Source organism: Diaphorobacter sp. B2A2W2, from assembly GCF_056730635.1.
Genome location: NZ_JBWZOR010000001.1, coordinates 640,091 through 654,196 on the forward strand (window position 1 = coordinate 640,091; position 14,106 = coordinate 654,196).

General features: G+C 66.0%; 8 protein-coding genes and 1 pseudogene. 6 read left to right on the forward strand and 3 right to left on the reverse strand.

Annotation, left to right across the window (positions count from 1 at the left end):
- Nucleotides 1-72: 72 nt before the first annotated feature.
- Entirely contained in the window at nucleotides 73-552 is a 480-nt protein-coding gene (locus tag AC1PPL_RS02950; protein WP_103737576.1) for a hypothetical protein, read from the forward strand.
- Nucleotides 553-702: 150 nt separating this feature from the next.
- A pseudogene (locus AC1PPL_RS02955) lies at nucleotides 703-1,045 on the forward strand (DUF4148 domain-containing protein); the annotation flags it as partial.
- Between the two features lie 59 nt (nucleotides 1,046-1,104).
- Here AC1PPL_RS02955 and AC1PPL_RS02960 read toward each other — a convergent pair.
- Nucleotides 1,105-1,584 (reverse strand): Lrp/AsnC ligand binding domain-containing protein, encoded by a 480-nt coding sequence (locus AC1PPL_RS02960; protein WP_011805624.1) that lies wholly within the window; start codon nucleotides 1,582-1,584, stop codon nucleotides 1,105-1,107.
- A gap of 72 nt (nucleotides 1,585-1,656) precedes the next feature.
- Here AC1PPL_RS02960 and putA point away from each other — a divergent pair, with 72 nt between their 5' ends.
- On the forward strand, nucleotides 1,657-5,379 hold the full coding sequence (gene putA / locus AC1PPL_RS02965; protein WP_479972565.1) for a trifunctional transcriptional regulator/proline dehydrogenase/L-glutamate gamma-semialdehyde dehydrogenase: 3,723 nt from the start codon (nucleotides 1,657-1,659) through the stop codon (nucleotides 5,377-5,379).
- A gap of 65 nt (nucleotides 5,380-5,444) precedes the next feature.
- Here putA and AC1PPL_RS02970 read toward each other — a convergent pair whose 3' ends face one another.
- Nucleotides 5,445-6,050, reverse strand: a complete 606-nt coding sequence (locus tag AC1PPL_RS02970; protein ID WP_479972566.1) for a 2'-5' RNA ligase family protein — start codon at nucleotides 6,048-6,050, stop codon at nucleotides 5,445-5,447.
- A gap of 415 nt (nucleotides 6,051-6,465) precedes the next feature.
- On the opposite strand from AC1PPL_RS02970, the gene dsrO reads away from it, so the two are divergent.
- The 3 genes from dsrO to AC1PPL_RS02985 all read left to right on the forward strand — a co-directional run bounded on the left by dsrO (nucleotide 6,466) and on the right by AC1PPL_RS02985 (nucleotide 11,607).
- Nucleotides 6,466-7,248 carry a sulfate reduction electron transfer complex DsrMKJOP subunit DsrO gene (gene dsrO / locus AC1PPL_RS02975; RefSeq protein WP_479972567.1) on the forward strand — a complete coding sequence of 261 codons (783 nt, stop codon included), beginning with the start codon at nucleotides 6,466-6,468 and terminating at the stop codon, nucleotides 7,246-7,248.
- Between the two features lie 17 nt (nucleotides 7,249-7,265).
- On the forward strand, nucleotides 7,266-8,312 hold the full coding sequence (gene nrfD / locus AC1PPL_RS02980; protein ID WP_479972568.1) for an NrfD/PsrC family molybdoenzyme membrane anchor subunit: 1,047 nt from the start codon (nucleotides 7,266-7,268) through the stop codon (nucleotides 8,310-8,312).
- A 100-nt stretch (nucleotides 8,313-8,412) separates the two neighbouring features.
- Nucleotides 8,413-11,607, forward strand: a complete 3,195-nt coding sequence (locus AC1PPL_RS02985; protein ID WP_479972569.1) for a molybdopterin dinucleotide binding domain-containing protein — start codon at nucleotides 8,413-8,415, stop codon at nucleotides 11,605-11,607.
- Nucleotides 11,608-11,891: 284 nt separating this feature from the next.
- Here the strand turns inward: AC1PPL_RS02985 and AC1PPL_RS02990 are convergent, their stop codons facing one another.
- Nucleotides 11,892-13,715 carry an RNA-directed DNA polymerase gene (locus AC1PPL_RS02990; protein WP_479972570.1) on the reverse strand — a complete coding sequence of 608 codons (1,824 nt, stop codon included), beginning with the start codon at nucleotides 13,713-13,715 and terminating at the stop codon, nucleotides 11,892-11,894.
- Nucleotides 13,716-14,106 lie beyond the last annotated feature (391 nt).

A 14,106-nucleotide genomic window follows, 5' to 3' on the forward strand; every position in this document is an offset into this window, starting at 1 on the left:
AAGTAGGCAAGGCAGCCACACATTCCCTTGAGCGGCTGCCTTGATGGTTCAACTTTTCAACGGAGCATTCTCATGAACACCTTCACCGCACTGCTGCTGTCCGCCGCCCTGGCATCCCCGCTGGCCGTTTACGCCGCCGACGCACACAACCATGGCGGCAGTGCCGAAACCCACCAACTGCAGCTCAACGCCGGCAAGAAGTGGGAAACCGACGCGCCGCTGCGCAAGGCCATGACGGCCGTGCGCGGATCGGTCACGCAGATCCTGCCCACCGCCCACTCGGGCAAGGCCACTCCGGCCGATTACGACGCCTTCGCCAACACCGTCAACCAGCAGGTCGCCTACATGGTGGAGAACTGCAAGCTGCCGCCCGCCGCCGATGCACAGTTGCACATCGTCGTGGCCGACCTGATGGCCGGTGCCGAGGCCGCGCAAGGCAAGCATGGCGAGGACAAGCGCGCCGAGGGCGTGGTCAAGGTGGCCCAGGCCTCCAATGCCTACGGCAAGTACTTCAGCCACAGCGGCTGGAAGGCCATCCCGCTGTCCCACTAAGGGGCACAACGCAAGTACCGGAGGGGCGGCTGCACACCCCGGTGCATGCCAGCCCCCTTCCAAGCATTCATCTGCTGTGAGCGCCCCTTGCGCCCCCCTGCGCAAGGGCGGGATATGCACGCTCCGGCAAACCAACACGGGATATTGAACATGATGGGTCGCCGACCTCCTCTTTTCTCCGTGATCGCAAGCGTGGCTGCCGTCGCAGCACTCGGTCTGCCAACGATGGCATCTGCTGGCTACTGGCACCCCCAACAACGAAGCGGGCGTGGTCGTTCACCCCGAGCATTTCAAGAGTGATCGGACCCGTGAGCAAGTCAGGGCAGAAGCCGAGACCGCAGTGCAACAGGACCGCCTGTCCTACGGGGAAAGCAGCTTTCCGGAACCGGCACCCTCAACGGCTTCGACCAGGACCCGCCAGCAGGTGATCGATGAGATGCGCAACGAAACATCGGCACAACACAGGGAACGCCCCATCGCTATACCCGGCGGGCTGATGGGAAACACAACGCCCGCACGACGCGGGCGTTGCGTCTTCCGTACCGAGGGGCTTCAACCCAGGTACAGGTGGTTGGAGTGCTTGACCTCTTCCATCACCGCGTAGGTGCGCGTCTCGCGCACGCCGGGCAACTGCCACAACACGGCGCCGGCGAACTGGCGGTAGGCATTCATATCGGCGCAGCGCGTCTTGAGCAGGTAGTCGAAACCGCCGGCCACCATGTGGCATTCCATGACCTCGGGATGCACCTGCACCGCGGCCTTGAACTGGTCGAACACGTTGGGCGTGGTGCGGTCCAGCAGCACCTCCACGAACACCAGCATGCCCGCGCCCAGCTTGAGGGGATTGAGCCGCGCCTCATACCCCAGGATGTAGCCTTCGCGCGTGAGCCGCTGCACGCGCGCGAGCACAGCAGTGGGCGACAGCGCCACGGTTTCTGCCAGCTTGAGGTTGGAGATGCGCCCATCGTCTTGCAGGATCTTCAATATCCTGCGATCGATGCGATCCAGATCAGTGGGAAATTGGCCGGTCATTGAGCAAAAATTCGGTGGTGCTTGCCGATTTTAGTGATTCATTCGCCATTCACCCAAGGATGATGCGACCCCATGACAAACGCCGCCCCCCACGCCGCCCACTTTTCCCCTCGCCCCCGCGACACCGACCCGCTGCGCCTGGCGGTCACCCAGGCTTGCCGCCCGCCCGAGCCTGAGGCACTGGCGCCGCTGCTGGCGCAGGCGCGCCTGCCCGCTGCCATGGCGCAGGACATCCAGGCGCGTGCGCTGCGCCTGGCGCAAGGGCTGCGCCAGCGCGAACATGCCAGCGGGCGGTCCGGCCTGGTGCAGGGGCTGCTGCAGCGGTTCGCGCTGTCCTCGCAAGAAGGCGTGGCGCTGATGTGCCTGGCAGAAGCGCTGCTGCGCATCCCCGACGCCGCCACGCGCGACGCGCTGATCCGCGACAAGATCGGCACGGGCGACTGGGCCGCGCACCTGGGCAAGAGCCCGTCGCTGTTCGTCAATGCAGCCACCTGGGGCCTGCTGCTCACCGGACGGCTGGTGACCACGCACAGCGAAGGGGGCTTGAAGGATGCGCTGCGCCGCATCACCGCCCGCGGCGGAGAGCCGCTGATCCGCAAGGGCGTGGACGTCGCCATGCGCATGATGGGCGAGCAGTTCGTCACCGGCGAAACCATCGAACAGGCGCTAGGCAAGGCGCGCACCCTGGAGGCACGCGGCTTCCGCTATTCCTACGACATGTTGGGCGAGGCCGCGCTCACGGGGCACGACGCCGACCGCTACATGCAGTCCTATGTGGATGCCATCCACGCCATCGGCCGCGCCAGCGCGGGCCGCGGCGTGTACGAAGGGCCCGGCATTTCCATCAAGCTCAGCGCGCTGCACCCGCGCTACGCCCGCGCGCAGTGGCAGCGCGTGATGGACGAGCTGTACCCGCGCGTGCTGCAACTGGCGGAACTGGCGCGCGGCTACGACATCGGCCTGAACATCGACGCCGAAGAGGCCGACCGGCTGGAACTGTCGCTGGACCTGCTGGAACGCCTGTGCCATGCGCCGTCCCTCGCGGGCTTCAAGGGCATCGGCTTCGTGATCCAGGCCTACCAAAAGCGCTGCCCGCGCGTGATCGACTACTGCATCGATCTGGCGCGCCGCAGCGGCCACCGCCTGATGATCCGGCTGGTCAAGGGCGCGTACTGGGACAGCGAGATCAAGCGCGCCCAGGTCGATGGCCTGGCGGACTACCCCGTGTACACGCGCAAGGCGCACACCGATATTTCCTACATCGCCTGCGCACGCAAGCTGCTGGCCGCACCCGACGCGGTGTACCCCCAGTTCGCCACGCACAACGCGCAGACGCTGGCCACCATCTATGAGCTGGCGGGCCCCGCGGACTATCGCCCCGGCCAGTACGAGTTCCAGTGCCTGCACGGCATGGGCGAGCCGCTGTACGAGCAGGTGGTGCCCGAGCGCCCCTGCCGCATCTACGCCCCGGTGGGTACGCACGAGACGCTGCTGGCGTACCTGGTGCGCCGCCTGCTGGAAAACGGCGCCAACACCTCGTTCGTGAACCGCGTGGCCGACGCCACGCTGCCGCTGGAGGCGCTGATCGACAACCCCGTGGACACGGTGGATGCCGAGGCCCGCGCCGAAGGCGGCGCAGGCCTGCCGCACCCGCGCATCGCGCTGCCCCCGCAGCTCTACGGCCCGGCGCGTGCCAATTCGCAGGGCCTGGACCTGGCGGCCGAGCCCACGCTGCAGCGCGTGGCCGACGCGCTGGCCGCCAGCGCCGCCACGCCGCTGGAAGCCACACCCCTCATCGCCGCCGGCGTTCCCGCCGGCCCGCGCACCCCGGTGCGCAACCCTGCCGATGCCACCGATATGGTCGGGCAGGTGCAAGAAGCCACCACCGCCGATGTGGACGCCGCGCTGCAGGCTGCCGCCGCGGCGCAGCCCGCCTGGGCTGCCACGCCAACCGCAGAACGTGCACGGCTGCTGCGCGCCGCGGCCGATGGGCTGGAACGCGATATGCCCGCCCTGCTGGCCCTGCTGATGCGAGAAGCCGGCAAGACCTGCGCCAACGCCGTGGCCGAGGTGCGCGAGGCGGTGGACTTCCTGCGCTACTACGCGGCGCAGGTGGATGGGCACTTCGACAACGCCACCCACCCGCCGCTGGGGCCGCTCACCTGCATCAGCCCCTGGAACTTCCCGCTGGCCATCTTCATGGGCCAGGTGGCCGCCGCACTGGCCGCGGGCAACGTGGTGCTGGCCAAGCCGGCAGAGCAGACGCCCCTCATTGCCTGCCAGGCCGTGCGCCTGCTGCACCAGGCCGGCGTGCCCACCGCCGCCGTGCAGCTGCTGCCCGGCCGCGGCGAGACGGTGGGCGCGGCGCTGGTGGGCGACGCGCGGGTGATGGGCGTGATGTTCACCGGCTCCACCGAGGTGGCGCGGCTGCTGCAGCGCAGCCTGGCCGCACGGCTGGACGCCAGTGGCCGGCCCATTCCGCTGATCGCAGAGACCGGTGGACAGAACGCATTGATCGTGGACTCCTCCGCCCTGCTGGAGCAGGTGGTCGCGGACGTGCTCACTTCGGCCTTCGACAGCGCGGGCCAGCGCTGCTCCGCCCTGCGCGTGCTGTGCGTGCAGCGCGACTGCGCGGACCGCCTGCTGCAGATGCTGCGCGGCGCCATGCTGGAACTGCGCATGGGCAACCCCACGCAACTGGCGGTGGACGTAGGCCCGGTGATCGACGAGGAGGCGCGCGCCACGATCGCGCGCCACATCGAGCGCCTGCGCGCCAGCGGCCGGCCGGTGTTCCAAAGCCATGCCGGTGGGCAGGGCACGGCGCATGGCACCTTCGTGCCGCCCACGCTGATCGAGCTGAACAGCATCACCGAGCTGGAGCGCGAGGTCTTCGGCCCCGTGCTGCACGTGGTGCGCTACGAGCGCGGCGAGCTGGACGCGCTGCTCGCGCAGATCAGCGCCACGGGCTACGGCCTCACCCAGGGCCTGCACACCCGCATCGACGAAACCGTGGCCCAGGTGCTGGCCCACAGCACGGCCGGCAACGTCTATGTGAACCGCAACATGGTGGGCGCCGTGGTCGGCGTGCAGCCTTTCGGCGGCGAGGGCCTGTCGGGAACGGGCCCCAAGGCAGGCGGCCCGCTGTATCTGCTGCGCCTGCTGTCGCGCCACCCGGCCAACGCCACGCACGGCGCGCTGGCGGCGACGGCCGTGCAGGTGCCCGACGCCAGCGCACAGCCCGCGCTGCTCGCCCCGCTGTCGGCGCTGGAGCACTGGGCCCAGGCGCAAGGCAACGCAGCGCTGGCACAGGCCTGCGCGGCCCAGGCGCAGGCCAGTTGCGCGGGCCTGGCCTGCACCCTGCCCGGCCCCACCGGCGAGCGCAACACCTATCGGCTGCTGCCGCGCGAACGCGTGCTGTGCCTGGCCGATACGGACGAGGCGCTGCTGCTGCAGTTGAGCGCGGTGCTGGCCGCGGGCGCGCTTGCGCTCTGGCCGCAGGACGCGCAGGCCCTGTGCGCCACACTGCCGCGCGAGGTGCAGGCGCGCATCGCCCTGGTGTCCGACTGGCGCGGCGATGGCCTGGGCTACGACGCCGTGCTGCACAGCGGCAGCCCAGAAACGCGCCGCGTGGAATGCCAGCGCGTGGCCCTGCGCCCCGGCCCCATCGTGGGCGTGACGGCGGTGGACGGCGCCGCCGATGCGCTGCAGGCGTCCCTGCGCCTGTTGCTGGAGCGCGCGGTCAGCATCAACACCACGGCGGCAGGCGGCAATGCCAGCCTGATGACCATGGCGTGATGCCAGAGTAAATTGGCCTCCAGCGCTTATCCATCAAGCGCCAACAGCTATATAAACAATAGCAATCAATCCGCCAGCGGCCACTCGCCCAGCACCTCGTAAGGGCCGGGCGAGCCGCGCAGGTTGTGCAGCAGCACGAAGCGGCCCACCGTCCATTCCAGCGGCGGCACGGGTTGCTCGGGCACGGCCTGGCGGCTGTAGCACAGCGTCATGTGCGGGGTGATGTGCGGCGCATGGGGCACGCCGTCCAGCCCCCGCACCTGCGACCACAGCGCCGTATGCAGCGCCTCGTACAACGCGATGAAACCCTGCTGCCCGTCGGCGGGGCCGCAGAGCACGCAGGGCCGCTTGGCCTGCGGCGCGCGGCGAAAGCTCAACACCCGATCGAACCGCAACGAGAACGCCCTCGCCCGCACCTGCTGCGCCGCGTCGCGCGCCCACTGCAGATGCCGCGGCGACAGCGCAGGCTCCCACCCCAGCGACAGCAGCGTGGCGTGCAGGCGCTGCGCGCGTACCTGCGCCTGCAGGTCGTGCCGCGCAATCAGCGTCTGCGCCAGATCGGCCACAGCCTGCGCCGCTCGGGGCTCGGGCAGCACGGCAAAGAAAAGATGGTGGTTGGGGCGTGGCGCATCGGGCTCCACGCCGGCGAGCGGCAGTTGGTGAGCGTCCATGCGTCCCACTGTAGCGCCGCCCCTGGCCTTTGTGGGTAACAGGCACTCCGCCGGCGCGGGCAATAACCGATATTTTTAATCGGAATGGCGGCAATTGAGGCATATCGCCTCACCGCCCATTCATCGGCAATTTTCGGATTTTGGTACCCAGGATGGCATTCGTATCCCAAGCCCAGAAGGCTGACTTTCCGCGGGGCCCGGAACCCGCACGTATGGCCGTTTTGCGGCTGCTCCACATTCCATACGCAATTGCTCGGGATTATTTAATATTTCATTAATTTTCAATTAATAAAATAAAAAAGTTTAACCAAAATAATCCAATAAGAATATCAACAAAGTCATTTGACGTTAATCAAACAGATAATCGAGATGCGGGGAGAATAATGCATCTACGCAGTAAATATTCAAAGTATTTATGTCAAAAAGTACCCCATCCCCCACCGCCTGCGCCGCGCCGCAACCCGGCAAGCGCACCTTCCTGCAAGAACTCGTCGGCCTGGCCACCGCCTTTGGCCTGGCCGGCGCCAGCCAGGCCGCCACACCCTTTGCGCCGGGCCAGCCGCCGCGCCGCCCCGGCATGGAGGGCAAGCGCTTCGGCATGCTGGTGGATCTGCGCAAGTGCATCGGCTGCCAGGCCTGCACGGTGAGCTGCTCGGTGGAGAACCAGCCGCCCATCGGCCAGTTCCGCACCACGGTGCTGCAGTACGAGATCAACAAGGACGACGGCAGCGCGCCCGCCATGGTCAGCCTGCCGCGCCTGTGCAACCACTGCGACGAGCCGCCCTGCGTGCCCGTGTGCCCGGTGCAGGCCACCTTCCAGCGCACCGACGGCATCGTGCTGGTGGACAACGAGCGCTGCGTGGGCTGCGGCTACTGCGTGCAGGCCTGCCCGTACGACGCGCGCTTCATCAACCACGAGACGCAGACCGCCGACAAGTGCACCTTCTGCGAGCACCGCCTGGAGGCTGGCCTGCTGCCCGCCTGCGTGGAAAGCTGCGTGGGCGGCGCGCGCGTCATCGGCGACCTGAACGACCAGGGCAGCGAGATCAACCGCCGCATGGCCGAACACAAGGAAGACCTCAAGGTGCTCAAGCCCGGCATGAACACTTCGCCGCGCGTCTACTACATCGGCCTGCCCGATGCGTTCGTCAACGGCGTGGACGGCCAGGCCAGCGTGCGCCTGCTGTCCGACCACTGAACCCCAAGGAGCGCACCATGCAAATCATCGAACTCCTGACCCCGCACTACGAGGCGGCCTGGCTGCCCTGGGCCGTGCAGTACTTCTTTCTGGTCGGCGTGGCCACCGGCGCCGCCATCCTGGCCGCGCTGTGCGCCTGGGGCAAAGACGGCGGCACGCTGCAGCGCCTGCTGCCCGCGGCCGTGCTGACGCTGGCCGTCAGCGCCATCGCCGCCCCCGTGTCGCTGCTGGCCGACTTGCACCAGCCCGCGCGCTTCTGGCACTTCTATGCGCACTTCACGCCCTGGTCGTGGATGTCGGTCGGCGCGCTGCTGCTGCCCGTGTTTGTCACGCTCAGCGTGGCGATGTGCGCCGCCTGGTGGCTGGGCAAGACCGGCTGGATGCGCCTGCTGGCGCCGCTGCTCGTGCTCTCTGCGCTCACCATTTCGGTCTATACCGGCGCCGAGATGATGGTGGTGCGCTCGCGCCCGCTGTGGAACACGCTGTGGGTGCCCGTCAACCTGGCGCTGACCGGCTGGCTGGCCACCGTGGGCGCGGCCTTCGTGCTGGAGCGCTTCCTGCCCGCCACGCTGCGCCCCGGCGCTGAAGCGCTGCAGACGCTGCGCGGCATGGGCCTGGCGCTGGCCGGCGCGCTGCTGGTGGTGGCGCTGGCCTGGGCCGCGAGCGGCTTGGGCGGCGACAGCCCCTCGTTCAACGCCGCGCTGCGCCTGTGGAACGACTTCCCCGTGTGGCGCCTGACGATGGTCGGCTCGGCCGTCGGTGGCGCCGCCGTGCTGGGGGCGCTGCTGCGCGGGCGCCACCGCCTGCATGCCAAGGGCTACACGCTGGTGCTGGGTCTGGGGCTGGCCGCCGCCGCCTGGGCCTTCCGCTGGGCGCTGTTCATGGGTGTGCAGGGCGTGCCCAAGTTCGGCGCCGGCCTGTACCTGTACCACATGCCCCTGGGCGGCGACGGGCTGCTGGGCATGGTGGGTGTGGCAGGCCTGTGCGTGGCACTGGTCGGGCTGGCGAGCTGGGCGCTGGAGCTGTTCCCGGCCCGCAAGGCACCCACGGCCACTGCCGCCTGAAATTCATAGACAAATCGGCCTTTAACGCAATATCAGCAAGCGCGAGCAGCTATCAATACTGAAGTGATACCCGCTGGCGCTGCCCTTGAAGGTACAGACCATGACTGACAAGAAACCGCATTCCTCTCCCGAGACCGAGGCCCACCCCGACGCCAACCGCCGCCGCCTGCTGCTGCGCGGCGGCGCGGTGGCCGGTGGCCTGGCGGCCTTTGCCGCCGGCTACGGCGAAACCGTGGCCAAGGGCGCCAAGGGGCTGGTGACCGGCACGTCCGGCACCGCCACCAAGAGCGCCACGCGCGGCAATTCGCTCACGCCCGAGTTCCGCATCGACCCCGTGACCGGCCAGCTCACCACCCAGCCGGGCCAGGTGGTCAGCCCCAGCAGCTGCCTGGGCTGCTGGACGCAGTGCGGCGTGCGTGTGCGCGTGGATACCGAGCACAACAAAATCATCCGCATCGCCGGCAACCCCTACCACCCGCTGGCCACCACGCACCATGCGCCCATGGAGACGCCCGTGCGCGAGGTGTACGCCCTGCTGGGCGGCGACAACGGCCTGGAGGGCCGCGCCACCAGCTGCGCGCGCGGCTCGGCCATGCTGGAGCACCAGACTGCGGCCCACCGCGTGCTCACCCCGCTCAAGCGCGTGGGCCCGCGCGGCTCCGGCCAGTGGAAAAGCATCTCGCTGGAACAGCTGGTCAAGGAAATCTGCGAGGGCGGCGACCTGTTCGGCGAAGGCCACGTGGATGGCCTGGCCGCCATCCGCGACGTGCAAACGCTGATCGACCCCGAGAACCCCGAGTACGGCCCCAAGGCCAACCAGCTGCTGGTGACCGACGCCTCCAACGAAGGCCGCACGCCGCTCATCAACCGCTTTGCGCGCCAGTCCTTTGGCACGGTGAACGTGGCCAACCACGGCGCCTACTGCGGCCAGACCTACCGCGTGGGCACGGCGGCCGCCCTGGGCAACATCCCCGGCATGCCGCACGGCAAGCCGGACTGGAAGAACTCGCGCTTCGGCCTGTTTCTGGGCACGGCGCCGGCGCAGTCGGGCAACCCGTTCCAGCGCATGGGGCGCGAGCTGGCCGAGGCCCGCTCGCGCGACGACAACGCCTACCGCTACGTGGTGGTGTCGCCCGTGCTGCCCATGTCGTCCAGCCACGCGGCCGGCGACAACAACCGCTGGCTGCCCATCAAGCCCGCCACCGACCTGGCGCTGGCCATGGCGCTGATCCGCTGGATCATCGACAACGAGCGCTATGACGCCAAGTACCTCACCCAGCCCGGCCCGGCCGCCATGGCCGCCGCGGGTGAGGCGAGCTGGAGCAACGCCACCCACCTGCTCATCAACGACCCCAAGCACCCGCGCTACGGCCAGTTCCTGCGCGGCGCCGACCTGGGCCTGCCCATGCCCGAGCCGGTGGACGAGAAGACCCCGGCCGAAGACGTGTACGTGGTGCAGGTGGCCGACGGCAAGGGCGGCTTCAAGCTGGTGCCCCACACCGTGGCCCAGCCGGCCGAGCTGGTGGTGGAGCGCGAATTCATGCCCCTGAAGGCCGCGGGCGCCACCGAGGAGCCCGCGCCGATCGCCGTGTGCACATCGTTCGTCAAGCTGCGCGAGGAAGCGCGCCGCAAGACGCTGCAGGAGTATTCCGACCTGTGCGGCGTACCGGTGAAAGACATCGAAGACCTGGCGCGCGAATTCACCAGCCACGGCAAGCAGGCCGTGGCCAACTCGCACGGCGGCACCATGAGCGGCGCGGGCTTCTACACCGCCTACGCCATCGCCATGCTGAACAACCTGATCGGCAACCTGAACGTCAAGGGCGGCTGGGTGCTGGACGCCGGCCCGTTCGGCCCCTTTGGCCCCGGCCCGCGCTACAACTTCGCGCAGTTCGAGGGTGCGGTAAAAGCCACGGGCGTGGCGCTGTCGCGCACGCGCTTTCCGTACGAGAAGACCAGCGAGTTCAAGCGCAAGAAAGAAGCCGGCCAGAACCCCTACCCCGCCAAGGCACCGTGGTACCCGGCGCCCGGGGGCCTCTCCAGCGAAATGCTGGCTGCCGGCCTGCTGGGCTACCCCTACCCGGTGAAGGCGTGGATCAACCACATGAGCAACCCGGTGTACGCCATCTGCGGCTTTGAGAACACGCTGGTCAGCGCCCTCAAGGACCCGAAGAAGCTGCCGCTGTTCGTCTCGGTCGATCCGTTCATCAACGAGACCTCGGCCCTGGCCGACTACATCGTGCCCGACACCGTCACGTACGAAAGCTGGGGCATCGGCGCCCCCTGGGCCGACGTGATCGCCAAGAGCAGCACCGTGCGCTGGCCCACCGTGGAGCCCGCCACCGCCAAGACGGCCGACGGCAAGCCCGTGAGCTTTGAGAGCTTCGTCTTTGCCGTGGCCAAGCAGCTGCAGCTGCCCGGCTTTGGCAAGGGCGCGATGAGCACCAAGGACGGCGAGCCGCTCGACCTGGAAAGCGCCGAAGACTTCTACCTGCGCGGCATGTGCAACATCGCCTACCAGGCCGGCAAGCCCGTGCCCGAAGCCAGCGACGACGACATCGCCCTCACCGGCGTCACCCGCTGGATGCCCGAGGTGGAAAAGCGCCTCAAGCCCGAGGAAGTGCGCCGCGTGGCCATGGTGATGAGCCGTGGCGGGCGCTTCGACAAGATCGAAGACGCCTGGAAGGGCGAGCAGATCAAGGCCGCCTACAAGTTCCCCGTGCAGCTGTGGCACGAAGGCCTGGCCAAGATGCGCCACTCCATGACCGGCGAGCGCTACGTGGGCTGCCCCACCTGGTTCCCCACCCGCTTTGCCGACGGCAGCAGCATGCGCGAGCGCTTCACCGAGCAGGACTGGCCGCTGACCATGAGCAGCTACAAGTCCAACCTGATGAGCAGCATGTCGATTGCCGCCAGCCGTCTGCGCCAGGTGCACCCGCACAACCCCATCAGCCTGAACAAGGACGATGCGGCCAAACTGGGCATCGCCAACGGCGACCGCATCGAGGTCAGCACCCCCGGCGCCAAGCTGCAGGGCGTGGCCCTGGTGCGCAGCGGCATCGCCCAGGGCGCCCTGGCTATTGAGTACGGCTACGGCCACAAGCAGCTGGGCGCCGCCATCCACACCGTGGACGGCAAGCCCATGGCCCACAACCCGCAGCACGGCAACGGCGTGAACCTGAACGCGCTGGGCTTTGCCGACCCCACCCGGCCCGCCAAGGACAACGTGTGGATCGACTGGGTGTCGGGGGCCGTGGTGCGGCAGGGGTTGCCGGTGAAGGTGCGGAAGGTGTGATGCCTGCCAGGTGCTGAGCACTGGGCGCTTGCGGGCGCGGGTGCACTGAATGGAAAAGCCCATCGCAACTGCGATGGGCTTTTTTTATCAGCAGGGGCTTTCGACCCGTTGCTGTCGGCCAGCTTCGAAAAAAGCGAACTGTCGCGAAACTCGGCGATTGAGCAGAACGATCGCGTGACGCGTCACTGCAACCGGCAAGGCAGACTGATTCTCGCCGTTCGATTCAAGAGATGGGGTCTGCAAAGGGGGAGGACAATTGCGCGACCTTTTTCCATGATCTCAATCTACAGATCGTCATCTTCAAGGAGGACTTCATCGAACGGATCGTCGTCCGGCTCATCGAACAGTTCGTCGTCCGGCTCATCGAACAGTTCGTCATCCGGCTCATCGAACAGTTCGTCATCCGGCTCATCGAACAGTTCGTCATCCGGCTCGTCGAACAGTTCGTCGTCCGGCTCGTCGAACGGACTACCGTACATGTCTTCTTCGTCGTCGTACTCAAACACGTCGTCGAGATCATCCAGCTCGAGTAGCTCAGCGATTGTTTTGAAATTGTGCTGCTTCAACGCATTGGGTTTGGGAGTAAACAACGGCGCGATCGAGGCGGCAGGGTCGTAAAAACGCACATTGCGCTTTCGCATTTCCTCAAAATGCGGATCTGCCTTTATGTGAACGTCGGAAAGACCGCCCCAACCTCGCACCCCGGCCTCGTAGCTCAGCATCCAAAGGTCATCCCACAGCGCATTGGGGTCTTCAAGCGGCTTGAATCTCGCCGGCGGTGGCGCTTTGGGCAGCGATTCGGCAGAAGCAAGATCTAAAAGAATCAAACCGCAAACTGAAGAATTCATTGCGGCAACGAGATCTACGTTGGCGGACGTCAAAGTTAAGGAAAGCTCTTTGCAGAGCCACAGGCACCACGCAACTTCACTATGGTGCTCAAGGGGGGCATGCTCTTCGATGAGCGAATTCACGAGGCGTGATAGACGCTGTTTGCCGATAGGATAGCCCAGGCCAGAATACGTCGAGAAAAGACGCGTAACTGCCTGAAGCGTCACTGGATGCGCGGCTGCAGTTATGCACAGTTGTGCTTCAAAAGGGTCCCAATTTTCCTTTCGGAGTATGACTGAGCCGACTCGCCTAAGTGCGTAAACCATCACTCCGTCACTTGCGTGGCGCTTCGCAAGGTCGCGCGCAAGTTCGAAGAAATGATTGATATCGGAGCGTTGACGCTGACCTGTTGATGCAATGTCAAAACTTCTAAGCGCATGAGTCCAAGAATCTTCTTCTAACTCTTCAATCCGGCACACCTTTGTCTTCTCAAAATTGATCTGAAGCTCAAAATCTTTCAGGCAGCGAATAAGGTGCGCGAGCGCCTTCTGCGCAGAATCATGCGATTCAAAGAAGAGGTAGTAGTCATCAACATAACGGAAGCCAACGGGACGAGCGCGAAGCTTCTTGGTCAGCTCGACGTCGATCGAAGTAGCGATGCATTCAGCGATGATGTGTGAGGTATCAGGGCCAATGGGCAGTCCGAACGTCTGTTCGTCCTGACCTTGACGAACCGCTTGATCAAGGAGGTTTCCGAAGAACTTTGGCGTGATGGATCTGTTCTTCTTTGCTATCGCCTTGCCGTGAAGAGCCCATGGTATGGAATGCGTGTAAATGGTTGGAAAAAAACGCGAAATGTCTGAACGAAGTACGAATCTGTAGCCTGCTCCCTGCAGCAGCCGCCGCTCATAAAGGGTTTGCATTGCGGGTAGGCTTGCAGCGCGACTGGAATCGCGCCGAAATCTAGGGTGACTCGCACTCAATTTCGAGCGTCGAAAGTGCCCGATCAAGCTTGCCCAGTTGTCGATGATTGCCTTGCTGAGGTAAGTTTGGGCAATAGGATTCGGCAGACTGGTCGCCCGACGCTGATGCCCAGGGCGCGCGACGCTGAACAATTCGGACCTTGACTTGCGGGCCTTCGCAGTCTTCGTTGTCGGAGACAGTGCAATCCAAGCGGCGTAGAGAGCTGCGTGGTGCGCGGCGATATCGCTTGTCCTGAATGCGGGCGGCAACTGAGACGGGAGGTAGCCCAGCCGGAGTAGTCTTTCGATTCTGTCCATCAGAGAGGCATCCTAGGGATTTTTGATCGTTTCGCGTCAATTCGCGGTGTCTGTCGGCGCCGCGTGCTCCAGCACTTCTTGGTACCGCACAGGTTGGCTCATGGCCTGAAGCGTGGCGCAACGGCCGCTCTACGGCTGCAAACCGGATGTCGCATTCTGGCCGCAAGCTGCCCCCACAGCCTTTGAAACGCCGTTTTTGCTCAGCGCCTTCTGAGCATTTCACTGAAGAATCAACCTTCCCTTCAAGCCGGTTCGGGGAATCAAACCCTCCGGATTTATCAGCCAAATAGGCCGCTACGGCGCTTTAGATAAGCGCTAACAGCTACCACATTCATAGCATCTAGTGCCATTCGGTATCACGGGCACGCATGCTGCCCCACATCCGAACCCA